This window comes from Prosthecobacter sp., from assembly GCF_044222565.1.
Classification (GTDB): domain Bacteria; phylum Verrucomicrobiota; class Verrucomicrobiia; order Verrucomicrobiales; family Verrucomicrobiaceae; genus Prosthecobacter.
Window position 1 is genome coordinate 215,787 of the sequence record NZ_JBGANA010000004.1, and the last position, 23,802, is coordinate 239,588.

General features: G+C 59.9%; 15 protein-coding genes. All 15 read left to right on the forward strand.

Going from position 1 to position 23,802, the window contains the following annotated elements; genetic code table 11:
- Positions 1-53 precede the first annotated feature (53 nt).
- The 15 genes from ACILSR_RS07500 to ACILSR_RS07570 all read left to right on the forward strand — a co-directional run bounded on the left by ACILSR_RS07500 (position 54) and on the right by ACILSR_RS07570 (position 23,797).
- Positions 54-2,252, forward strand: a complete 2,199-nt coding sequence (locus ACILSR_RS07500; protein ID WP_395749123.1) for a DUF1549 domain-containing protein — start codon at positions 54-56, stop codon at positions 2,250-2,252.
- Between the two features lie 12 nt (positions 2,253-2,264).
- Positions 2,265-4,289 carry a hypothetical protein gene (locus tag ACILSR_RS07505; RefSeq protein WP_395749124.1) on the forward strand — a complete coding sequence of 675 codons (2,025 nt, stop codon included), beginning with the start codon at positions 2,265-2,267 and terminating at the stop codon, positions 4,287-4,289.
- The gene (locus ACILSR_RS07510) at positions 4,286-6,433 is read left to right on the forward strand and encodes a c-type cytochrome domain-containing protein (RefSeq protein WP_395749125.1); all 2,148 of its coding nucleotides are present in this window, start codon (positions 4,286-4,288) and stop codon (positions 6,431-6,433) included. The genes ACILSR_RS07505 and ACILSR_RS07510 overlap by 4 nt, the downstream gene beginning before the upstream one ends.
- The gene (locus tag ACILSR_RS07515) at positions 6,430-7,275 is read left to right on the forward strand and encodes a DUF6528 family protein (RefSeq protein WP_395749126.1); all 846 of its coding nucleotides are present in this window, start codon (positions 6,430-6,432) and stop codon (positions 7,273-7,275) included. Before ACILSR_RS07510 ends, ACILSR_RS07515 begins: the two co-directional genes overlap by 4 nt.
- Before the next feature lie 83 nt (positions 7,276-7,358).
- Positions 7,359-8,210, forward strand: coding sequence for an SGNH/GDSL hydrolase family protein (locus ACILSR_RS07520; protein ID WP_395749127.1), 852 nt, complete (start codon positions 7,359-7,361; stop codon positions 8,208-8,210).
- 19 nt (positions 8,211-8,229) lie between these two features.
- On the forward strand, positions 8,230-9,840 hold the full coding sequence (locus tag ACILSR_RS07525; protein ID WP_395749128.1) for an exo-alpha-sialidase: 1,611 nt from the start codon (positions 8,230-8,232) through the stop codon (positions 9,838-9,840).
- 36 nt (positions 9,841-9,876) lie between these two features.
- Positions 9,877-11,358 carry a hypothetical protein gene (locus ACILSR_RS07530; protein WP_395749129.1) on the forward strand — a complete coding sequence of 494 codons (1,482 nt, stop codon included), beginning with the start codon at positions 9,877-9,879 and terminating at the stop codon, positions 11,356-11,358.
- Between the two features lie 58 nt (positions 11,359-11,416).
- Positions 11,417-12,175 carry a polysaccharide deacetylase family protein gene (locus ACILSR_RS07535; RefSeq protein ID WP_395749130.1) on the forward strand — a complete coding sequence of 253 codons (759 nt, stop codon included), beginning with the start codon at positions 11,417-11,419 and terminating at the stop codon, positions 12,173-12,175.
- 14 nt (positions 12,176-12,189) lie between these two features.
- Positions 12,190-13,815 (forward strand): glycoside hydrolase family 5 protein, encoded by a 1,626-nt coding sequence (locus tag ACILSR_RS07540; protein WP_395749131.1) that lies wholly within the window; start codon positions 12,190-12,192, stop codon positions 13,813-13,815.
- A gap of 76 nt (positions 13,816-13,891) precedes the next feature.
- Positions 13,892-14,749: an alpha/beta hydrolase gene (locus ACILSR_RS07545; RefSeq protein WP_395749132.1), complete on the forward strand. Its 858-nt coding sequence runs from the start codon at positions 13,892-13,894 to the stop codon at positions 14,747-14,749.
- 90 nt (positions 14,750-14,839) lie between these two features.
- Positions 14,840-19,024 carry a PVC-type heme-binding CxxCH protein gene (locus tag ACILSR_RS07550; RefSeq protein ID WP_395749133.1) on the forward strand — a complete coding sequence of 1,395 codons (4,185 nt, stop codon included), beginning with the start codon at positions 14,840-14,842 and terminating at the stop codon, positions 19,022-19,024.
- A 99-nt stretch (positions 19,025-19,123) separates the two neighbouring features.
- Positions 19,124-20,509 carry a neutral/alkaline non-lysosomal ceramidase N-terminal domain-containing protein gene (locus tag ACILSR_RS07555; protein ID WP_395749134.1) on the forward strand — a complete coding sequence of 462 codons (1,386 nt, stop codon included), beginning with the start codon at positions 19,124-19,126 and terminating at the stop codon, positions 20,507-20,509.
- A gap of 83 nt (positions 20,510-20,592) precedes the next feature.
- Positions 20,593-22,014, forward strand: coding sequence for a sulfatase (locus ACILSR_RS07560; protein WP_395749135.1), 1,422 nt, complete (start codon positions 20,593-20,595; stop codon positions 22,012-22,014).
- Positions 22,015-22,063: 49 nt separating this feature from the next.
- The gene (locus ACILSR_RS07565; RefSeq protein ID WP_395749136.1) at positions 22,064-22,816 is read left to right on the forward strand and encodes a M14 family metallocarboxypeptidase; all 753 of its coding nucleotides are present in this window, start codon (positions 22,064-22,066) and stop codon (positions 22,814-22,816) included.
- 3 nt (positions 22,817-22,819) lie between these two features.
- Positions 22,820-23,797, forward strand: coding sequence for an alpha/beta fold hydrolase (locus tag ACILSR_RS07570; RefSeq protein ID WP_395749137.1), 978 nt, complete (start codon positions 22,820-22,822; stop codon positions 23,795-23,797).
- Positions 23,798-23,802: the final 5 nt, after the last annotated feature.

A 23,802-nucleotide genomic window follows, 5' to 3' on the forward strand; every position in this document is an offset into this window, starting at 1 on the left:
ACTTAGTTTGGTACGACAAAATGTGTGTTTGGCTCGCGTAGGTTTTCGCTGTCATGAATCTGCCCCGCTTCACCCTCATCGCCGCTTTGGCCTCTGCCGCACCTGGTTTCGCGGAGGATGCACCGCGCCCGCTGAACTTCGCCAACGACATCGTGCCCATCCTTACCAAGGGCAGTTGCAACTCGGGCGGCTGCCACGGAAAGTCGGGCGGACAGAACGGCTTCAAGCTCTCGCTGCTCGGATTTGAGCCGCAGGAAGACTATGAGCACATCGTTAAAGAGGCCCGTGGCAGGCGTGTGTTCCCAGCGTCGGCAGAGCAAAGCCTGCTGCTCACCAAAGGCACCGCGCAGCTTCCGCACGGCGGCGGCAAGAAGCTTGACCCCAACTCCGAAGACTACGCCGATCTCGTGCGCTGGATCCGCGAAGGCATGCCCTACGGCAAGGACACTGATCCAAAGATGGCCAGCATCAGCGTCGAGCCAGCCAAGCTGACCATGCCCCTCAAAGGCGCGCAGCAGCTCAAGGTCACCGCGCACTACACAGACGGCAGCACCCGCGACGTCACCAAGCGCGCCCTCTATGAGGCCAACGAAAAGGCCATGGCCGAAACGAGCGAGACCGGCCGTGTGCAGCTCTTTGATCTTCCTGGCGATGTCGCCGTGATGGTGCGCTATCAGGGCAAGGTCTCCACCTTTCGCGCCACCGTGCCTCTTGGCGCTCCGGTGGAAAAGCTGCCCGCATCGCGCGGCTTCGTGGATGATCTTGTCTTCGCGAAATTGAAGACCATCGGCATGCCGCCCTCAGACATTGCGGACGACGGCACCTTTATCCGCCGTGTCACGCTCGACATCACCGGCCGTCTGCCCACGGCGGTGGAAATGAAGGAGTTCATGGCCTCCAAGGAAGCGAATAAGCGCAGCATCCTCATCGACCGTCTCCTCGACAGCCCGGAATACGCCGAGTACTTCGCCAACAAGTGGAGCGCCCTGCTGCGCAACCAGCGCACGCAGCCCATTTACGCGCGCGGCAGCTACCTCTTCTGGCAGTGGATTCGCGACAGCATCGCCGACAACAAGCCCTACGATAAGTTTGTTCGTGAAGTCGTCGCCGCCTCCGGTGATCTCGACCAGAATCCTCCCGTGGCCTGGTATCGCCAGGTCAAGGAAATGAAGCAGCAGATGGAGGACGTGGCGCAGCTCTTCCTCGGTACCCGCATGCAGTGCGCACAGTGCCATCATCACCCCTTTGAAAAGTGGAGCCAGCAGGACTACTACGGCTTCGCCGCCTTCTTCAGCAACGTCAGCCGCAAGCCTTCGTCTTTTGCGGGTGAGGAGATGATCTTCAGCAAACGTGGAGTCGCCCAGACCACCAACATCCGCACCAAGGAGGCCGTCATGCCCACCAGCCTGGGGGCCGCCGCCTTGAAGCTGAAGCCCGAGCAGGACCCGCGCCTCGCGCTGGCAGACTGGATGAGCCAGAAGGAGAACCCCTTCTTTGCCCACACGCTGGTGAACCGGTACTGGAAGCACTTTTTCAATCGCGGCCTCGTCGAACCCGAGGACGACATGCGCGAGACCAATCCGCCTGTGAATCCCGAGCTGCTCAGTGCGCTCGCCGCCGACTTCGTGAAGAACCGCTATGATCTGAAGCAGCTCATCCGCACCATCACCAACTCCACCACCTACCAGCTCAGCGCCATCCCGAATGCGCACAATGCAAAGGATCGCCAGAACTTCAGCCGGTACTATCCGAAGCGCCTCAATGCCGAAGTCCTCTATGACTCCGTTAATACGCTGCTCGATGTGCAGACCGCTTTTGCCGGTCAGGCTCCCGGCACCCGCGCCGTCGCACTGCCGGACAACAGCTACAATCAAAGCACCTATTTCCTCAGTGTCTTCGGCCGCCCCGACTCCTCCAGCGCCTGCGAATGCGAACGCACCCAGGAGGCCAGCCTCGCTCAGAGCCTGCACCTGCTGAATGCAGCGGAAATCCAGACCCAGCTCTCTCGTGGCAATGGCCGCGCCGATACTCTCACCAAAGACACACGGCCTGACGACGACAAGATCGCCGATCTCTACCACATCGCCCTCAGCCGCGACCCCAATCCCTCTGAAATCAAATTTGCCCACACGCACATCGACAAAAAGACCGCAGGCAAAGCGGGCGATGAAGCCTTCAAAGGCAAGAAGGAGGCCTATGAGGACATCCTCTGGGCATTGCTGAACACGAAGGAGTTTTTGTTCAATCACTAAGCGCCCGCCCGCATGCCTCGTCTCTCCTTTCACACCGCCATCTTCCTGGCCTGCGCTGCTTCAGCCTTCTCCCAGGCCACCTTTCCCACTCCGGCGCTTACCTCGATCTTCCCTCTCGGAGGCAAGCCCGGCGAAGCCCTGGAAATCACCCTGCGCGGCTCTGACCTGGACGGCCCTCAGTCCGTTCTTCTCAACGAACGCTCTGTCCCCATCAAGAGTCTCAAGCCGAATCTTTTCAGCATCGCACTTCCTGCCGACCTGAAGCCTGCGCTTTATGATCTCCGTTTCGTCGGCCGTTACGGCGTCTCCAATCCGCGCGTCTTTGAAGTCAGCACGCTCGAGTCCGTCACTTCCTCGGGAGCGAATGCCAAACCTGACAAGGCTCAAAAAGTCCCGCTCGAATCCGCCATCCAGGGCTCTTTCAAATCCAATTCACCCCACTGGTTCACCTTCGATGCCAAAAAAGGCCAGTCCATCACCGCACGGTTCGACGGCCGCCGCTTTGACACCCGCACCGAGATTCTCGGCGTCATCACCAGCACCAGTGGCAAAGAACTCGCCCGCATGCGCAATGGCGCCATGTCCTTTGCACCTCCCGGAGATGGCACCTACCTCCTGCGGCTCAATGATCTGATGTATCGCACCGGTGATGATTATGCTTTTCGTGTAACGTTGGGATCAACGAAGCCCGCTCCCGTCTCCGCATCCCCTTACGGCCCGCAACCCGGGCCGCCCGTCAGCGTCAAGATTGGCGATGTTATCCGCGATCAGTTTCCTGAGCAGGGGCAGCCGCGTGTTTTTGATCTCGCTTTCAAGGCCGGTGAACAATTCATCCTCGAAGTGCATTCCCATCAACTCGGCCATGCCACCGATCCGCATCTCGTCATCGAGAATCTCCTGCCCGACGGAAAACTCACACCGCAGGCCGAAGTCGCCGATGCTCCCGCCATCACCCCGCTGCCTGACATCGCCTTCGTGAACCGAGACCCTTCCTATGCTTACACGGCCAAGGCCGATGGCACCTTCCGTATTTCCATCAGCGACAGCTTCGCCACCACCCAGCCCTACGAATTGCGCGTCCTCAAAGAAGCGCCAAAGCCCGCACCGCTCATTGCCATCAATCCCATCCTGCCCGGAGCGAAGACCAAGGGCGCGGAGCTTGGCAGCGCCAACGTCCCTCGTGGCGGCATTGCAGCTCTTGAGATCATCGTCCCCAATCGCAACTCTCTCAGCGAGCCTGTCGAACTGAAAGCTGACAAGCTTCCTCCGGGTGTTACCTGCCTCGGTGGTTTCATCGGCAAAGGCCAGTCGCTGGGTTACATCGCCTTTCAGGCCAGTGCCGACGCACCTCCGGGCGCCAGCATTATTGGTGGCATTCCACAAAGCCGCTACGTGAGTTTTGGCGTGGCGGACGCCACCAAGGACAACATCCTTTACCGCAGCGCCGGCGCGCCTTCGCTCGGCGTCAGCGTGCAGCCCGGCCCGGCATCCGTGCAGACCGAGAAGACGGACATCCTCGAAGTCGCGGCGGACGGCAAGCTGGACATCGCTCTCAAAGTCACCCGCCAACCTGACTTCACCGAGGCCCTCAAGCTCAAAGCTCTCGGTCTCATCGACGCCGCCAAGGCTCCCGAAGCCGACATCGCAGCGAAAGCAGCAGCAGGCAAATTCACGCTCGATGTCAAAGCTCTCAAACTCGCCCCGGGCGACTACGGCTTCATCCTGCAAGGCCCCGCGAAGACAAAAGTGCGGCGCGGTGTCGAGGAACTCAATGCGGCCGAGGCCGAGGCCAAAAAGGCCGACGATGCCCAGGCCGCCGCCAAAAAGCAGCTCGAAACTGCCAACGCCGACACCACACCCAGCAAGGCTGAGCTTGTAAAAACCGCCACGGCAGCGCTCAAAACCGCGGATGCCGCCAAAACCGCTGCCGCGGCGCTCGTTAAAGATCTCACGGCCAAGGCCGCAGCCAAAGAAGCCACTTTCATCGTTTATTCCAATCCCATCCGCATCCGCGTGAAGGAGGTCGCAAAGAAATGAGATTCATCCTCCCCTTCGTCATTTTGCCTTCGTCATTCATCATGGCCGCGAATCCCGAGCCCATCGATTATGACAAACAAGTCCGCCCGTTCCTGAAGGACAACTGCATCGCCTGCCATAACAAGACCACCACCAAGGGCGGTCTCAACATGGAGACACCCGAACTCATGGCCAAAGGTGGCGAGAGCGACAAGGGCATCATCCCTGGCAAAGGCGCGGAGAGCGTCATGTATCAGGCCGCGGCCCACACCTGGGATTCTGAAATGCCGCCGAAAGGCAACAAGGTCGGTGCCGTGAATCTCACCCCTGAACAGCTCGCGCTCTTCAAAGCATGGATCGACCAGGGCGCAAAGGCCTCCGCTAAACAGGAGGTCGTCATCTCATGGCAGCCTCTGCCCGCCGGCCTGCAGACGATTTATTCTGTGGCCGTGGCACCCAGCGGTGACTATGCCGCCGCCGCTCGTGCCAATCAGATCAGCATCTATCATCTGCCCACTCACAGCCTGGTCACGAAACTGACGGATGAAACCTTGCTCAAATCCGGCCTCTACAAGCAGCCCGGTGTGGCCCATCGGGACTTGGTTCAGTCGATCGCCTTCAGCCCCGATGGCACCCATCTCGCCACGGGAAGTTTTCGTGAGGTGAAAATTTGGAAACGCGGTGCGCCCGCTGCTCCTGCATTCGCACCTTCGGCCAAATTCACCGCTGCGCAGGAGGCGGACAATTCAATCAAGCTGACCGAAACGGCCGGCGGCAAGTTGATCGCCCTCATCAAAACCGATATCGTTGCTGAGCAGGCGCTGACTCAGCGCAATCTCGCTGCGGTGCGAGCCGCGCTTGAAGTCACCTATCAAAATGAAGCCATCAAGAAGGCCGAGACCGACGCCACCGAGCAGGGCAACCGTTTGAAGAAAGCCAAGGAACTCGCCGATCTCGCCAAGAAGGCGCTCGAAGACAAGAAGAAGGACATCAAGCCCAAGGAGGACGCGAAAGCAGCCGCGGAGAAGGCCGCGAAGGAAATCGCTGATCAACTCGCCAAGGTTCCCCAGGACAAACCCGACGAGGCTTTGACCAAGAAGAACACCGAAGCGCAGGAGAAAGTCACGAAGGCCGCTTCCGACCTCAAACTCGCCCAGGAAGCGCTGACCCGCGCGGAATCCGCCATCACCGACACGACCAATGAAATCAAGCTCGTCACCGAGAACGAGGCCAAGGCCAAGCAGTCTGTCACCGACGCCAAAGCCCGCCTGGAAGTGGTGAAGAAGGAGGCGGAAAAAGCCAACGCGGAACGTGATCTTCTGGCCAAGACGCCCGCCACCAGTCTCAAGCACGCCAAGGCGCTTCAATTTTCCGCCAACGGCCTCGAACTGATCGCCGAACAAGACAGCGGCCCGCCCCTCGCCTGGAGCACAGTGAACGGCAAACCCATCCTTCCAGGTAGCACCGCCATCACCTGGACTCTCGAACGCGTCCTCGGTACCGGCGATGGCAAGTCCCAGATCAGCGACCGTGCGAACAGCCTCGCCTTTTCCCCCGATGGCAAAACGCTCGCCATCGGCAGTGGCGAGCCTTCCCGCAGCGGCGACATCACCCTGTGGGACGTGGCCTCGGGAAAGCTGACGAAGGAGTATGCCGAGCGTCATCTCGACAGCGTCTTTGCGCTCGATTTTTCGCCCGACGGCAAACTCCTCGCCTCGGGCGGCGCGGACAAAGCCGTGCGCATCACCGACCTGAGCACGGGCAAGGTTGTGAAGGTGTTTGAAGGCCACACGCACCACGTGCTCGGTGTGAGCTGGCGTGCCGATGGCCGCCTGCTCGCAAGCAGTGGCGCGGACAACGTCGTCAAAGTCTGGGACTGGGTCACGGGTGACCGCCGCAAAAGCGTCGATGGCTGGGACAAGGAAGTCACCGGTGTGCACTACCTCGGTGCGGCCGACCAGATCGCCACCAGCGCGGGAGACAGCAAGCTCCGCCTCATCACCAGCGACGGCGGTGAAGTGAAACAACTCGCGGGAGCTACCGCCTTCCTGCAATCTCTTGCCACCACGAAGTCCGGCGATGTCATTCTCGGCGGCGATCAGGACGGTAATCTGCGGGAGTGGGATGTCACCACGGCGAAGGAAATTGCGGTGTTCAAACCATGATCCGCAGCTTCATCGCCTCGGTCCTATGCTTCTTCACCATCCACGCGATGTCTGCGGAGTTGGTCTGTGCTGGCGGCAATGAAGTTTTCATCGTCGACACCGATGGCGCCACCGCCAAAAAGCTCTGGCGCTGGAGCGGCGAAGATGCCGCGGATCTTCCAGCAGAAGCACGCCGCGATTTCAATCACCTCGACGAATGCAAGCCGCTGGAAAACGGCGCGAAGCTCTTGGTGTGCGCTTCCAATGGCGGCTGCGCGTTGATCGATCGCGCCACGAATCGTCTGCTCTGGCGTGCACGGGCGCGCAATGCCCACTCCCTGTCCCTGCTGCCTCATGATCGCATCGTCGTCGCCAGCTCCCTTAGTGGCGATCATCTGGAAGTCTTCAGTCTGTCCGGCTCCACGGTTCCTGTTTTCAAAACGCCACTGCATTCAGCACATGGCCTCGTCTGGGACGAAAAGCGCCAGTGTCTCTGGGCGCTGGGCTTTGACGAACTTCGCGCCTACACCCTCGAAGCATGGGAGAGCGACCAGCCTTTGCTAAAACTCAAAAGCTCCTATCCTTTGCCTGACAAGGACGGCCACGACCTGCGTCCGGTGCCCGGAACGAATGAGCTCATCATCACCACGGAGAAAACCGTGCAGTTGTTTGATCGTGAAACAAACAGCTTCAAACCACACACGCTCCTGGGAAAAGAAGCCGGGATCAAATCGGTGGACGTGCACCCGTCAACTGGACGCATAGTGATCAGTTCCTGGGGAACGGCGATCCGCCTGCTGGAACCTTCTGGAACCATTCAGTTCAAAGACGCCCGTCCGTACAAAGTTCGCTGGCTGCAGTGACTGGAGGCCTGTTGCACGAAAGGATGTGCCCGGTGGTTCGTTTGCCTGACACGTTACGTCATTTTAACCAACCACCTGCCCGAATGAAACTCGCCGCCACCTTCCGACTTTGCACTCTTGCCACCGCTTTTGTCGCCCTCAGCTCAAGCCCTCTCTGCATGGCCGAAATCGCCGTGAAGAGCGGTGACAAGATTGCCTTCCTCGGCGATTCCATCACAGCAGGCGGCTGGGGCAATCCCGCCGGATATGTGCGCCTCGTCATCGCCGGTTTGGAAGCGAACGGCGTCAAAGCCGAAGCCGTTCCTGCAGGCATCAGCGGTCATAAATCGGATCAGATGCTCGCCCGTCTCGACAAGGATGTGCTGAGCAAAAAGCCCCAGTGGATGACGCTGAGCTGCGGTGTGAACGACGTGTGGCATGGCCCACGTGGTGTGCCATTGGACGATGCCATGGCCAAGAGCGGCACCTACGATGACAAGGTCGCCACCCGCGGCACCTACAAGAACAACATCACCGCCATCATCGATCAGGCCCAGGCCGCAGGAGTGAAGCCCGTCATGCTCACGGCCACCGTCATTCACGAAAATCTCGCCAGCAAAGAGAACGGACTGCTTGCTCCTTACAACGCCTTCCTCTGTGAACTCGCGAAGGAAAAGAAGATCCCGCTGGCTGATCTGAACGCTATGTTTCAGGACCGCATCAAGGCCGAGAACAAGCCGAATGAAAAAGTACTCACCAGCGATGGCGTCCACATGAATGTGGAGGGCAACAAGCTCATGGCCGTCGGGGTGCTGCAGGCTTTGGGTCTCAATGCTGCGGAACTCGACAAAGCCAAGGCCGCATGGGCACCGCTCGAAACAGCGGCTGCGGAGGCGGCAAAGAAGGCTGCAGAAGCAAAAGCCAAAGCCGCGGCTGATAAGGCCAAAAAGAAGTGACCGGACCTTTTTGACGGTCATGAAAATCATCCTCTTTTCCCTGGCCGCTGCGGCATGCAGCGGTCACCTCAGTGCTGCCGATGACGTCACCTGGCTCGTCCAGTATGACGGCAAATCGTTGCCCGCTTCACCTTGGAGTGCCGTCGGCAAGGTCAATGCACAGGTCGAGCCCGAAGGCCTTCGCCTCACGGATGACGGCAAGGAGTTCGGCCACTTCCGCGCCGCGTGGAAACCTAATCCCGGCGATGAGATCGTCGTCGAGGCCACCGTGAAAACCGGTGCGATCACAGGCTCGCAGGCGAAGAAGCCTGCCACCTCTCTCTGGCCTTGGCGCGATGGCGCTCCCGTCATGATTCAAGTCAGCGATGGCAAACATCAGGAAGGCCTGGTCCTCTTTCCTGCCCAAGCCACGAGCTTCACGGATCGCTTCATCCCGATGGATACAGCGGACAAGTTTCACACCTACCGTCTCGTCATTCGTGACACGGACATGAGCATGTGGGTGGACGGCGTGCAGAAAGTCACCGGTCAAAACGCCTTCTGGAAGCCCGCGGATTCACCGGAGCCATTCATCCAGTTCGGGTCCAGCGCGAAGACAGCAACAGGCGAATCCATCTGGTCGTCAGTCAAACTCGGTGTCCGCAAAGCCAGCGCATCTCTGCCGCCCGATCCGGTCAAACTCACCGTCAGCGAGTCATGGCTTATCCCTCGGGAAGAGGTGAAACAAACGCGGCCCTATCTCTATGACATGGGCAAAGGCCTGCTGCTCACCAGTGTCGCCCAGGGGCCGGATGCTTTCTACGAACCTTATGGCCTGCTCAAATCCACCGATGCCGGCAAAACTTGGACGCCCATTCCCGGTCTCGACAAGGTGGACACCACACCGCTCCCCTGCCTCCGCCGTCCCGATGGCAGCATCCTCGGCATCTCACGCTGGACCCGCACCCAGCCTGACGGCCGTGTCATGGGCAAAACGGTGCGGCTTAATGAAGATGCCACCAGCTTCACGATGATCGACAATGAGATCATCCTTCCCAAACAATATGCCAACGAATCCAAAAGCGACCAGACCATCTGCGAACGCCACATCTGGAACGACGACGATGGTGGCATCACCATGGTTGTGTGGAGCCGCAAATCGGTGAAGCTCCCTACCGGCCGCAACAGCACCGAGCGCTGGTCCCACCTCTTGCGCAGTATGGACGAAGGCAAAACCTGGAAGTACTTCTCCACCGTTGGTCCTGGTGGCGAGCCTGCCGTTGTGCGCCTCAGCGCCACTGAACAAACTGCCGTCATTCGCGGAGATCGAAATTCCCTCATGCGGCAGATGTTTTCCCACGATGGCGGCAAAACATGGAGCCAGCCTGTGGATCTCGAAGTGGGCAAAGTCCTTCCCGATCTCGTGCTCATGAGCAACGGCATTCTCGCCTGCAGCTATGGCCGCCCCGCAAGCTGCCTCATGTTCAGCCTGGACGGCGGCAAGACGTGGCCTTCACATCACGTCATTTCGGACAAGACTGGATTTAACTACACCAGCATCCGCGAGATCAGTCCCGGTCGCCTGCTCTACATGCACGATGCCCCCAAGCTCGGCGGTTTGATGATCGACGTTGCACCCGCCAAACCGTGATTGCGGGAGCATACCCATGCCAGACATGTATTCCCGATGAAGCTTCTGCTCTTTTTCACGCTCCTCGTATCGATCATCAACTCGCGCGCCGCGGACATTGTTACAGACATCGGCGACCGCCTGGAGATCTTCGTGGATCGCGCCCTCATCGACACCATGGATGGCACCACCCTTCAAATCGCCCAGCCACGGCCCGAGGAGATCAGCCTGACATTCACCAATCCTTGGGAAGGAAATTTCTCTGCCGCCTACATGACCGTGCTCAAAGACGGCGGCACCTACCGCCTCTACTACAGGGGCGGTACCAAATCTGAGACAGGCATCCCAAAGCCGGGCACCGAAGTGACCTGCTACGCCGAGAGCCAGGATGGCAAAACATGGGTGAAGCCAAAGCTGGGCCTCGTCTCATTTGAAGGCAGCACGGAAAACAACATCATCCTGGGTCCCACCCCACGCCGCACGTCTGTCAACTTCACTGCCATGCTCGATGACCGTCCCGGCATTCCAGCGGAAGAACGTTACAAGGCCGTAGGCTCTGGCACCGGACGGGAAGAAGGTCTCCTCCGCTTCATTTCGCCCGATGGCATCCATTGGAAAAGCTATTCGGAGGAAATCATCTTCGACGGCTACAAACTGGATTCTCTCAATGTCGTAAGCTGGCTACCTGCCGAGCAATGCTACGCCATCTACATGCGCGCCTGGAGTGTGGGGGGCACCCCTGGACAGCCCAAGCCCAGAGACGCGTATCGCACCATCGCCCGCTCCACTTCGAAGGATTTCAAAACCTGGTCAGAGCCCGTGCGCATGCAGTTCAGCGGCGATGAGAAAGTCCGCAATCTCTACTCCAATGCCACCATGCCCTATTTCCGCGCGCCTCACATCCTCATCGCGATGCCTCATCGCATGATCAGCGAAGAAGTCGTTCCACGTGCGGAATTGGAAGCCTACAAGACTGAGACGCGTGCCATCGCCAACTCCATCGGCGATGTCATGCTCATGTCCACGCGCGATGGCATCACCTACGACCGCACTTTCATGGAAGCCTTCGTGCGCCCCGGCACGGAACGCGGCGCCTGGCACGCCCGCAGCCTGTTTGCCTCCATGGGCATCGTTCCCACCAGCGGTGAGGAGATGTCATTTTACGTCTCGACCAACTACGGCATCCCCTCGCATCAGATTCGCCGCTACTCCCTGCGCACCGATGGCTTCGCCTCCATCCACGCCGGTTATCAAAGCGGCACGATGACGACCAAACCCATCCGCTTCAGCGGGGAGAAACTCGTCCTCAACTACTGGACCTCCGCCGCAGGCCGCATCCAGGTGGAGCTTCTAGATGCAGCCGGCAGGCCCCTCCCTGGCTTTGCAGCAGGTGATTGCGACAAAATCATCGGCAACGAAATTCGGCGAGCCGTGACCTGGAAAAACAGCGGCAGCCTTCATGACTTGATTGGCAAGCCGATACGCCTCCGCTTCCGCATCACCGATGCCGATCTCTATTCCTTTCGCTGTGAGAACTGAAAACAGCCAAGGCAGTCCTGTTGTCTTTCCGAATTAGTTCCCTCCACTTTTGCACCCCATGCGCTCTCCAGCTGCCTTCATCTCCATCGCTTTTGCCACCGCCTCGTTCATCCTCACGCTTGCGTGGTCTTCGGAGGTCGTGCCACCGCGCATCGTTGTCCTTACCTTCGATGATTCCGTGGCGAGTCACGCCACCTTCGTCGCGCCGTTGCTCAAGAAGCACGGATTCGGCGCCACCTTCTTCATCACCGAAGGCTTCGAGTTCCTCGTGGACAAAGAGCACTACATGACCTGGGAGCAGATCCAGCAGTTGAATGCAGACGGCTTTGAAATAGGCAACCACACCCGCAAGCACGCCGGCGTGTCCAAACAGAAGCCCGAGCAGCTCGCTGAAGACGTGGAGTTCATCGAACTCCAATGCGCCAAATACGGCATCCCAAAGCCGGTCAGCTTCTGCTATCCCGGATACCAGACCAGCGAACCCGCCGTGAAGCTCTTGCGCGAGCGCGGCTACCAGTTTGCCCGTGCAGGCGGGGCGAGAGCCTACGAACCCGCTACGGATGATCCCCTCACTCTGCCACAAGCCTTCGACGGCAAGCCCGACAGCACACTGGAGCAGTTCAAAGCCGCCGTCGCCCAGGCCAAAGACGGCAAGATCGCTGTCATGACCTTCCACGGCGTCCCCGACATCAAGCACCCCTGGGTGAACACAGACCCGGAAAAGTTTGAGAGCTACATGCAGCACCTGAAAGAGCAGGGCTGCAAAGTCATCGCCTTGCGCGATGTCGCGAAAGTTGCTCAGTTGCAGCGCAACTGACCTCTCAGCCGCTCATGATCCGAAAACTCGCCTTCAATTTCCTCGCCACGCCACTTCTTGCCTTCGCTGCCAGCGGAGGCCTGCTTCCCAATGGCGACTTTGAGGCCGGCAATGATGCGGGGTTTCCCGCGAGCTGGCCTGCCAATGAGCACATCACCTGGCAGCAGGAGGGCGGCAATCACTTTCTCCGCCTTCAAAGTCCGAAGCCCGGGGCAAACGTGACGGCTTTCCGCTTTGTGACGCTGTCGCCCGATGTGAAGGCGCTCGAACTCAGCTACAAGGTGCGCTACGACGGCATCAAGCGAGGCAGGAAAGCCTGGTTCGACGGCCGGATCATCCTGAACTTCAAGGGGCCGTCGAAGGAGGCGGTGAGTCCTTCGCCGAAGCCGCCCACCTTTACCGGAACAGCCAAAGACTGGAAAAGCAGAACGCAGCAGTTCCGTGTGCCTGATGGCGCGGCCACGCTTGAGCTGTTGTTCACCCTGTTTGAAGCGGAAAGCGGCCAGCTCGACTTTGATGACATCGCGCTCACGCCCATCCCCGTGAGCATCATTGATGCCGCCGATGCCGCCGCCGCGGAGAAAGAGGCCGCGCGCATCGCAGCACTGCCAAAGCCCAAGCCTCAGGTGCCCGTGGCGCTTCCCGAGCAGCTTCCTCCACCTCTGCATGTCGCGGGAAATCAGCTTCAGACACCTGCGGGCAAATCAGTCTGGCTGCAAGGTCTCGCGCTGCCCAGCATGGAATGGTCTGCCGGTGGTGAAAATATTCTAAAATCCATCGAGACCGGCCTCACCGAGTGGAAGGCCAGCTGCATCCGGCTCTGCCTGCGTGAGCATTTCTATGCGGGGAAGGGACCCTATCAAAATGACGGTGGCATGCGCTATCGCCAGCTCGTCGAAGATGCTGTCAATGCCTGTGCCGCCAAAGGCGCCTACATCGTGCTCGATCTTCATGACTACCGAGCACCCCGGGAGAAGCACGCGGAATTCTGGCAGGAAGTGGCCAAGAAATACAAAAACCATCCCGCCGTCATCTTTGAGCTCCTCAATGAACCGCACGACATCCCATGGAAGGTCTGGCGCGATGGCGGCCCTGTGACCGACCAGAAGAAAAGCGCTGATGTCGCCACGGAGAACAAGCAGGCGCTCGTCAGCTTTCAGTCCATCGGCATGCAAAGGCTGGTGGACGTCATTCGCGAGACCGGGGCGCAGAACCTCATCATCGCTGGAGGTCTTGACTGGGGCTATGACCTCGGCGGGATCTTGGACGGCTTCGCTCTCGATGACCATGGCGGCCATGGCATCATGTATTCCAGCCATGTCTATCCATGGAAGAGCGACTGGCAGGGAAAGTTTCTGGATGCCGCCGCCAAGTATCCCATCTTCATCGGCGAGGTGGGCGCGGACACTCAGCCCATGGACTTCCTGCCACCGGAGCGCCAGGAAAACCCCGCCACCTGGGTTCCCGACATGCTCGGCGTTATTCAGCAGCATCACCTTCACTGGACTGCCTGGTGCTTCCATCCGAAAGCGACCCCGCGTGTGCTGCTTGACTGGGACTACACACCCACTCCTTTCTGGGGCGTCTTCGTGAAGCAGGCGCTTGCAGGCACACACTTTGAGTCGAAGCGCATGCGCTGAGAAAAAAGCATGGAGTTTCATCTGCTACACGGGTGACGGTATAAAAGCGCCCGCAAGCCACGTTGAAGATCCCACCATGAAACTCGCCATCCTCTCCCTCCTTGCACTTGCTTCCACCGCGCTCGCGCAGGGAGTGAAGTCAGGCATCCCGTATGCTGATGACGGTCACGCACGCCACGTGCTCGACATCTACGCTCCCGCAAACGCCAAGAATCTTCCGGTCGTTTTCTGGATCCACGGCGGCGGCTGGCAGCAAGGTGACAAGACCGACGTCAAGCTCAAGCCCCAGTGGTTCATGGACAAAGGCTTCATCTTCGTCTCCACCAACTACCGCCTCCTCCCCGAGGTGGACATGGGAACGCTCACCCGCGACGTCGCGAAAGCCTTCGGCTGGATGGAAAAACACATCGCCGAATACGGCGGCGATCCGAAGCGCGTGCTTGTCGGCGGTCACTCCGCCGGTGCCGAGCTCGCAGCGCTCATCTGCACGGACGACCGCTATCTGAAGGCTGAAGGCGCAAGCTTCGACTGCCTCGTCGGCTGCGTCCCCGTGGATGGAGACACCTACGACGTCCCCGCCATCATCGAGACGGCAGAGACCCGCCTGCGCGTGCATCATCTGCCACCTCGCGTGAACGGCCATCGCGAAAAATTCGGAGGCACTCACGAGAAGCACGTCGACTTCTCCGCTGTCACCCACATCGCCAAAGGCAAGAGTATCCCGCGCTTCCTCATCCTTCATGTGGCCGCGCATCCAGACACCAGCGCCCAGGCGGCCCGCCTTGGCAATGCACTCAAGGAAGCCGGAGTGCCGACCACCGTCTTCGGCGCCAAAGACACCAGTCACGTAAAACTCAACGACGATCTCGGCCTCCCCGATGATCCCGCCACGAAGGCCCTCGACACCTTCGTGAACGGCCTTCTGAAAAAGTGACGTGCATGACCGATTCGACCAAAATCATGTCTGTATCTTGCTGAGTCCTGCGGCTGTATAAGCAGGGTCGCCAACCCTGCTCCAACCGCCATGAAACTTCTCTGCGCCCTCCTGCTCGCCGCGCCGCTGCTTCACGCTGACTCGATTTTCGACGGCAAGACACTCTCCCACTGGTCCGGCAAAGCCGAGCACTGGCGGGTGGAGGACGGAGCCATAACCGGCGAAATTCCTTCCGGCCAGCAGCTCAAAGGCAACGAGTGGATCTTCTGGGACGGCGAGGTTCATGACTTTGATCTCACCGTCGAGTTCCGCATCACCGGCGGCCCCAGTGCCAACTCCGGCATCCAGTACCGCTGCCAGCGAAGCCCGGACGGCCACGCGAGCGGCTACCAGGCTGATCTCGATCAAGGTGCCGTCTGGCTCGGCCGCATCTACGATGAGCATGGCCGAGCGCTGCTCGTCGAGCGCGGTTCACGCGTCAGCATCGCGCCCGATGGCCGCCGCTGGGCAGATGTGTTCGCCGAGCCAAAGAGTCTCGCAAGCGTCATCAAGGCGAACGATTGGAACAAATACCAGATCACCGCCACCGCTTCGCACGTGGAGGTTCGCGTTAATGACGTCCTCATGAGCGTGCTTGACGATCACGAAGCCAAGGCCGCCGAGTGGAGCGGCAAGATCGCCTTCCAGCTCCACAGCGGCCCCGGCCCGGCCAAAGTGCAGTTTCGCAACATCGAGCTCACCCACCTCGGCAAAACCGCCATGCCCCTGCGTAGTGATGCGGGCGTTCCCTTCGGGGCTGCGCAGCCTGCCCGCAATCTTCCCTCCGCAGACGTCCCCTCCATCCCCCCACCCGCGGATCTCAACCTCGGCTTCGAAACCGGCACTCTCTCCGGCTGGAAAGCCGAAGGAGATGCCTGGGACAAGCAGCCTGTCGAAGGCGACACCGTCGCCATCCGCAAACGCGGCAACTCCCAGCACGCCGGCAAATTCTGGCTCGGCGGCTACGAGCGCACTGGCGACAAAGGCACCGGCACCCTCACCTCCACCAGCTTCGTTGCCTCCCACCCTTGGGCCAGCTTCCTCATTGGCGCAGCCGCCGATGCAAAAACCGAGCGCGTCGAGATTGTCGAAGAAGCCACCGGCAAAATCATCCACAGCAGCAGTGCCGCGCAGCAGGAAGACATGAAGCGCGTCGCCGTGAATCTGGAGGCTGTCGCCGGCAAACGCATCTTCATCCGCATCATCGATCAATCCAAAGCCGGCTGGGGTCATGTCAATTTCGACGACTTCGTCTTCCACGATCAAAAGCCCACTTTTGCCATCGCAGCTCCGAGCATCAGCGCGGATCGCTCAAAGCGTGGAGATGAAAGCCCCGTCCTCTGGCACCTCCTGCCCAATTCCGCAAAACCCACCAGCATCAAAAATGATGCCGCGCAAAAACTCGTTGCTGGTATGAAATTGCAGGACGGCTTTCAGGTCGAGCTCATCGCCGCAGAGCCGGACATTCGCCAGCCCATCGCCTTCTGCTTCGATGAACGCGGCCGCATGTGGGTGGCCGAAGCCTTCAGCTATCCCAATCGCCAGCCCGAAGGGCAGGGGAAGGACCGCATCAGCATCTTCGAAGACGCCGATGGCGACGGCTCCTTCGAAACCAAAAAAGTCTTCTGCGAAGGACTCAACCTCGTCAGCGGCATCGAGGTCGGCTTCGGTGGCGTGTGGATCGGCGCGGCTCCTTATCTGCTCTTCATTCCCAAAGACGCGAACGACACCCCCGGCAAACAACAGGTCCTCCTCGACGGCTGGGGCTACCAGGACACCCACGAAACTCTCAACAGCTTCACCTGGGGTCCCGACGGCTGGCTCTATGGCAATCAAGGTGTCTTCACTCAGTCCCTCATCGGCAAACCCGGCACACCGGACGACCAGCGCACCACTCTCAATGCAGGCGTCTGGCGCTATCATCCCGTGCGCCACGTCTTCGAAATCTTCTGCAGCGGCGGCAGCAATCAGTGGGGCCTCGACTACAACAGCAACGGCCACTTCTTCATGACGCACTGCCGCAGCTTCTGGGGCAAAGGTGGCACCACGAATGCCATTCGCAACGGCCACTTCTGGAATCAGGGAAACAGCAAATACGCCCCCTTCATCTCCGCCACCGCACCGGACTTCGCGCCCGATCTGCAAAACTTCCTCCCCGCCTCCGCACGCTACGACAGCGGCGAAGGCGGCGCCGGCAAACCCGGCACCACCGCCGTCTATGGCGGCCACTCGCACGTCGGCACACTGATCTACAACGGCGACAACTGGCCCGCCATCTACCGCAACCACCTCTTCACTCACAATCTCCACGGCCATCAGATCAATCAGCAGCACATGGTCCGCACCGGCAGCGGATACGAGACTTTTCACGCCGGCTACGACCTCCTCTACAGCCCCGCCCCCGACTACATCCCCGTCGATCTTCAAACCGGCCCCGACGGTGCCGTCTATGTCATCGACTGGACCGACACCCAGCACTGCCACAACCCCGAAGACGAAAAATGGGACCGCTCCAACGGCCGCATCTACCGCATCTCGTGGAAGCCTACTTATCAGCGTGCAAAGACGGAATTGGATCAGTCGAGCGAGCTTTCTCTCCTGCTGGAATGTATGAAGCCGAACGCTTGGCACTGGAGAACCGCTATGCGGTTACTAGCTGAAAAATCCGCCGTTCAGCCCATTCGTCCTATCGACCCGGATAAGTCGATGGCGAAGTCCATTCGAGATCATGCCAGCGACGCCTATGTGCTGCGTCTCTTGTGGATCACGCATGGTATTGATCAGCTCACAGAGGAGATGTTGCAGGCGGCGCTCCAGCGCTCTGACGACATCGTCCGCTCCTGGGCCATCCAGCTCGCCACCGAAGAAACCGGCAAACCCAAGCTCACCTCCGCCACCCTCCTCAAACTCGCCCAAACCGACCCCTCATCCACCGTCCGCCTCGCCCTCGCCTCCGCACTGCCAAATCTCGACACCAAAACAGCGTGGGAAGTCGCCTCCGCACTCGCCATGCATGCCGAGGACAAAGACGACCGCTTCCTCCCCAAGATGATCTGGTTCGGCCTCGGCCGCGTCATCGCCGAAGACTGGCCTCGCGGCCTCGCCCTCGCCGCCAAAACCCCTCTGCCATCTTTGGCCGATTCCATCCGTTGGTTCGCCGCCACGACTCCCGCAGGCCGCGAGGCCTTGATCCCCACCATCCAAACCGAGCGCGATCTCAAAATCCTCGCCTTCGGCATGAAGGACGAAGCCAAAGCCGCCATGCCCAAAGCCTGGCCGCAACTGCAAGCCAAGTTCCCTGGAACCACCTCCGATCAGCTCTCCGCCCTCTTTGGAGACAAAACCGTTCTCGCCAAAATGCGCAGCATCCTCGCCGATGCATCCCAGCCGCTCCCTCAGCGCCGCAGCGCCTTCGATCTCCTCAAACGCGTCAACGACCCCGAAGCCACCCCCATCTTCGTCAAGCTCCTCGATCACCCCGACTTCACCAGCGCCGTCATCCCTCTCCTCTCTCGCTCCAGCGATCCCGCCACAGCTACCGCCCTCATAAACCGCTTCACAAAACTCAACGACACCGACCGCAGCGCTGCCCTTGGCACCCTCACCAGCCGCGCCGAACTTGCCCTGCCACTCCTCACCGCCGTGAAGGAGGGCACTTTTGAAAAGAAGCACCTCAGCTCCCTGCAAATCCGCCAGATGCGCAATTTGAACCACGCCGAGATCAACACCCTCCTCGATGCCACCTGGGGCAAAGTGAACGACTCCAGCGAAGCCTCCAAAGCCAGCATCGCCAAACTGAAGAAGGCCTACCAATCAGCACCCCTCTGGGCCTTCAATGGCAAAGCAGGCGAAGAAACCTTCAAACAAGTCTGCGCCGTCTGCCACGGGATGAACGGCGTCGGCGGCAAGCTCGGCCCCGATCTCGCAGGCTCCTGGCGCAACGGCCTCGACTACTTCCTCGAAAACATCATCGATCCCAACGCTGTCGTTGGCGACAACTTCCAGCTCCACATTCTCACCAAGAAAGACGGCAGCGTTATCTCCGGTGTCATCGAGCAGGAGACCGACACAGCCATCACCGCCCGCACCGTCACCGACTCCGTCATCATCTCCAAGGCCGACCTCAAAGACCGCCAGAAACTCCCCGCATCGATCATGCCGCCGGGATTGCTTGAATCCATGCCCGAGCGCAAGGCCCTGGAGCTGCTGAAATATCTGCTGAGCAAGCGCGAGTAAGCGCTCAAACAAGGATCGCCGGCTTCATCAAAAGCGAATCCTGTCCTTCCAAACATCGGCTTGGCATATCCGCTTTGCTCGATGCGTATGATTCCAGTCATGAAGCCTGCTTTCCCGATCCTTGCCCTCGTTTTCGCATCCTTTCTCCAGACTTCGGCACAGACGCCCGAATGGAAAGCGGCGGCCGCCAGCACGGTGATCACACCCACAGAGCCGATGTATCTCGCCGGTTTCGCAAACCGGGAGGTTCCTGCCGAGGGCACTGCCATGGAACTCCACGCAAAGGCGCTGGCGCTTCAGGATGCGCAGGGGCAGCGCTTCGTCATGGTCACGCTTGATCTCGTGGAGGTGACGGCTCAACTCCGGGATGCGGTGGCGGAGGCCGTGAAGACCCAGTTCGGTCTCCCTGAAAAGGCGCTGCTGCTGAACTGCTCGCACACGCATTGTGGCCCGGAACTGCGCTACACGGAGCTGGAATTCATGAACTTCACCGATCCTCTCCGCAAAGAGCGCTGCCTGCGCTACAACGCATGGCTGAAGGACAAGATCATCGGCATTATCGGCGAGGCCTTGCAGCAGGTGGAGCCGGCCACTGTCAGTTATGGCCATGCGCGTTGCGGATTTGCCATGAACCGCAGACTGAAGAACGAAAAACCAGCGGGCGATCCCTACTTAAACAGTCCGAATCCCGAGGGCGTGGTGGATCATGATGTTCCCGTGCTGACGGTTCAAACGGCTGCTGGCAGGCTGAGCGCCATCGTCTTTGGCTACGCCTGCCACAATACCTCGATGAGCATCAAGCAATGGCACGGTGACTATGCAGGACATGCGCAGCAGTTGATCGAGGAGGCCCATCCAGGCACCATCGCATTGTTCATGATGGGCTGCGGTGGCGATCAAAATGCCTATCCCCGTTTCAGTCCGATATTCAGCCTCCGCCACGGCCAAAGCCTCGCCACAGCGGTGGAGGCTGCGCTGGATGCAAAGCCGAAACCCATTCATGGCCCGCTGCGCATTGACTGGCAGACCACACAACTCGACTACCAGTCCACTCCTACGGCAGACCAGATCGAAAAACGGCTGAGCACGGGCGAAGGGTATGAAAAAAGCTACGAAGTCTATCAGCGCAAGTGGGATGAAAAGCGCTTGTATGCGATCAAGAACGGCGGCCTGCGCGACCACTACGACTACCCCATTCAGGTGGTGCATTTCGGCCATGATCTGACCTTCGTGGCGCTTAGCGGTGAGACGTGTGTGGATTATTCGCTGCGCCTGAAGAACGAATTCAAGGGGCCGGGAGCCTTGTGGGTTGCAGGCTACAGCAATGACATCCTCGCCTACATTCCGAGCAGACGCGTGCTGCTGGAAGGTGGCTATGAGGCCTATCGCTCGCTCATGTACTGGTCCAACCCCCTGCATCCTGACAAGTTTGCGGACACGCTTGAGGAGCGCATCATTTTTAAGACACAGAAAATGATGCGATAAAGCTTAGGCTGGTGGGCGATGAGCCGAAGCTTGATGCAATTACTTTCTTGCGTCGGAGGGGCATCCTTAGTCATGCTGTGCGGATGATCCGACTTCTCGCCTTTCTCAGCCTTCTCCTTGCCACCGCGCTCCACGCCGAAGAAAAACGCCCCAACATCCTCTGGCTTATCGCCGAGGACTTCGGCCCGCATCTCGGTTGTTACGGCACCAAGGAAGTTTCCTCTCCTGTGCTCGACGCCCTCGCCGCGAAAGGGATGCGCTTCACTCGCTACTACACCACCGCACCCGTCTGCTCCGCCAGCCGCTCTGCTTTCAACACCGGCATGTATCAGACCACCATCGGCGCGCACAATCACCGTTCCCATCGTGATGACGGTTACACCCTCCCCGAAGGCGTGAAAGTTATCAGCCAGCGCATGCGCGAGGCAGGTTACTTCACCGCCAACCTGAAAGACCTCCCCGCAGAGGCTGGATTCAAAGGAACCGGAAAGACCGACTGGAATTTTAAAGAGCCCGCCAAGCCCTTCGACTCTTCCAACTGGGACGACATTAAACAGCACCAGCCCTTCTACGCACAGCTCAATTTTCAGGAGACCCACCGCACTTTCCACGGCCCGCCTCACGCAGACCCCGCCAAGGTGGAGATCCCGCCCTACTATCCCGACCATGAAATCACACGCAAAGACTGGGCGCAGTACCTAGATGCTGCCACAGCACTCGATGCCAAGATCGGCAAAGTCTTGGAGCTTCTGAAGCGCGACGGCCTCATGGAAAACACCGTCATCTGCTTCATGGGCGACCACGGCGCCGCCCACGTCCGCGCCAAGCAGTTCTGCTACGAAGAAGGCCTCAACACACCGCTCATCATGGCCTGGCCCTCTGCTTTCCCCGCACCCTCCGGCTATGAAGCCGGCAAAGTCAGTGATCGCCTCCTCATGTCCATCGACCTCACTGCCACCACTCTTGCCTGGGCAGGCATCGCCAAACCCCAGGGCATGCAGGGTCAGGTCTTCATGGGCGTCAATGCGGAGCCACCACGCGAATACGTTTTCGGCGCTCGCGACCGCTGCGACATGACGGTGTTCCGCTTCCGCACCGTGCGTGATGCGCGCTACCGCTACATTCGCAACTTCACCCCCGACCGCCCCTTCCTCCAGCACAACGCCTACAAGGAGAAGCAGTATCCTGTGTGGAACCTCATCAAGGAACTCGCCGCACAAGACAAGCTCACTCCCGTCCAGGCTGTTCTCGCCGCGCCCACCATGCCCGAGGAGGAGCTCTACGATCTGCAGGAGGATCCGTATGAGATCCACAATCTCGCGAAATCAAACCAGCCCGAGCACCGTACCGCACGCGAGCGCCTCAGTTCCGTTTTGAATGCCTGGATCGAGCAGACCAACGATCAGGGCCGTATTCCCGAACCCGAAGAAGTGGCGCGGAATGAAGGCCGCACCAAAGCCGCGCCAGCGGAGAAGCAAGGCAAGTCGAAGAAGAAAAAGGCATAAACCACGAATTCAGAATGACGAACAGGCTGCCCCGGCCATTCTCACCTGCGTGAAGCTGCTTCCCAATCATCGTGCGCATGACGCACAGCACCTCATCCAGCGCTGGCGCGTGCTCGCTCGTGCCGCTGGCTGCCGCATCAAGACCTTGTGCAGGGCAGGGGACATGCCGGTGATCGTGCTCGAATCCGCAGCCGCTCAGGCCGGCGAGCCGGCAGTTTATCTTTCCACCGGCGTGCATGGAGATGAGGCTGGCTCCGCCTGGGGCCTGCTCATCTGGGCAGAAAAGCACATCGAAGACTTGAAGCGCGGTTCGTTCCTCATCGCCCCCTGTCTCAATCCCGTGGGCCTTCGGCTCAACACGCGGATCGATCAGCGCGGTTTCGACATCAACCGCCGCTTTCACGATTCGGCAGATGCGCTCAGCGGCCCCTGGCAGCAATGGGTCACTGGACGTGCCATGCGCTTCGGCCTCTGCCTGCACGAGGACTACGATGCCCAGGGCATCTACCTCTATGAGCTCAATCACTCGCCGCAGACGGTGGGGCATGACGTCATTGCACGTTGCTCGCGCATCATCGCTCCTGATCCTCGCCGAAACATCGACGGCCAGCGTGCAAACAAAGGCGTCATCCGCCGCCGCACTCTGCCCACCCATCTGCCCGGCATGCCGGAGGCCATCGAGCTCCACGTGCGCGGCTGTCCCGTCACGCTTACCTTTGAGTCGCCCTCGGAATTCGATTTCGACACCCGCGTGCGCGTGCAGGTGAAGTTCGTGGAGTCTGCGCTCGCTCTTCTTGTCTGAGCCATGCGCGTCAACATTCAGCCATTGCTCGTCTTCATGGTTCTGGCCATTTTGAGCAGTTGTGCCTCAGTGAAAAAATTTACCGCAGGCCGTGCCATGCTGAATGCCGATGACTGGGTGAGCCACGATGGCAAAATCATGCCGTACCAAACCTGGCCCGTGCCTGCCGGGGCGGCACCCCGTGCCGTGGTCATCGCCGTGCACGGCCTCAGCGGTGCCAAATCAGACTTCTGGTACCTCGGCGAGCAGTTGCCTCCGCACGGCTACACCGTCTATGCCTACGATCTGCGCGGGCAGGGGAATGATCCCGTCGTGGCCGAGCGCGGCGACATCAAGAAAGCCTCCGCCTGGCAGCATGATCTGGCCACCTTTCACGCATTGATCAAGCGTCGCCATCCCCGGACTCCCATCTTCTGGTATGGCGAGAGCCTCGGCAGCCTCATCACCCTCCACACCGCCGCGGACCTCCTCAGCAATCGTGCCGACCCCGATGGCATTATTCTCGCCACGCCCATAGCGGGACTGCGCAAAACCCTCAGCGGTTTCCAGCGCTTTCTGCTCGAGGCGGCCGCCAAGATTTCCCCGCGCACCCGCTATACCCTGGGAGAGCTGGCCGGAGTGGATGAGAAAAAAATACAGGTCACCTCAAACTCAACTCTTGGCGGCCAGATGGCCGTTACCCCTCACCACGTCAGCGCCTTCTCTCTGCGACTGCTCTCCACCATCGGCGGCATGCTCGATGCCAACACCAGCTCGGCGCGCCGTCTGAAGATGCCCGTGCTCTTCGTCGCCTCGCCGAATGATGTCCTCTCCTCCGCGGACCAAATCCAGGCCCTCTTTGCTGAGATCCGCAGCCGCGACAAAAAGCTGCTCTGGTACACCCGTTCCTACCACCTGCTGCTTCATGACGTCCAGCGCGAGGAGGTGGTGCATGACGTGACACGCTGGCTGGACCGTCACGTCCTTCCCACCCGCCGTTGAATTGA

Excerpts from the sequence above, each read along its gene's own strand:
- ACILSR_RS07500 (WP_395749123.1), top strand. The coding sequence starts at position 54 with ATGAATCTGCCCCGCTTCACCCTCATCGCCGCTTTGGCCTCTGCCGCA.
- ACILSR_RS07505 (WP_395749124.1), top strand. The coding sequence starts at position 2,265 with ATGCCTCGTCTCTCCTTTCACACCGCCATCTTCCTGGCCTGCGCTGCT.
- ACILSR_RS07510 (WP_395749125.1), top strand. The coding sequence starts at position 4,286 with ATGAGATTCATCCTCCCCTTCGTCATTTTGCCTTCGTCATTCATCATG.
- ACILSR_RS07515 (WP_395749126.1), top strand. The coding sequence starts at position 6,430 with ATGATCCGCAGCTTCATCGCCTCGGTCCTATGCTTCTTCACCATCCAC.
- ACILSR_RS07520 (WP_395749127.1), top strand. The coding sequence starts at position 7,359 with ATGAAACTCGCCGCCACCTTCCGACTTTGCACTCTTGCCACCGCTTTT.
- ACILSR_RS07525 (WP_395749128.1), top strand. The coding sequence starts at position 8,230 with ATGAAAATCATCCTCTTTTCCCTGGCCGCTGCGGCATGCAGCGGTCAC.
- ACILSR_RS07530 (WP_395749129.1), top strand. The coding sequence starts at position 9,877 with ATGAAGCTTCTGCTCTTTTTCACGCTCCTCGTATCGATCATCAACTCG.
- ACILSR_RS07535 (WP_395749130.1), top strand. The coding sequence starts at position 11,417 with ATGCGCTCTCCAGCTGCCTTCATCTCCATCGCTTTTGCCACCGCCTCG.
- ACILSR_RS07540 (WP_395749131.1), top strand. The coding sequence starts at position 12,190 with ATGATCCGAAAACTCGCCTTCAATTTCCTCGCCACGCCACTTCTTGCC.
- ACILSR_RS07545 (WP_395749132.1), top strand. The coding sequence starts at position 13,892 with ATGAAACTCGCCATCCTCTCCCTCCTTGCACTTGCTTCCACCGCGCTC.
- ACILSR_RS07550 (WP_395749133.1), top strand. The coding sequence starts at position 14,840 with ATGAAACTTCTCTGCGCCCTCCTGCTCGCCGCGCCGCTGCTTCACGCT.
- ACILSR_RS07555 (WP_395749134.1), top strand. The coding sequence starts at position 19,124 with ATGAAGCCTGCTTTCCCGATCCTTGCCCTCGTTTTCGCATCCTTTCTC.
- ACILSR_RS07560 (WP_395749135.1), top strand. The coding sequence starts at position 20,593 with ATGATCCGACTTCTCGCCTTTCTCAGCCTTCTCCTTGCCACCGCGCTC.
- ACILSR_RS07570 (WP_395749137.1), top strand. The coding sequence starts at position 22,820 with ATGCGCGTCAACATTCAGCCATTGCTCGTCTTCATGGTTCTGGCCATT.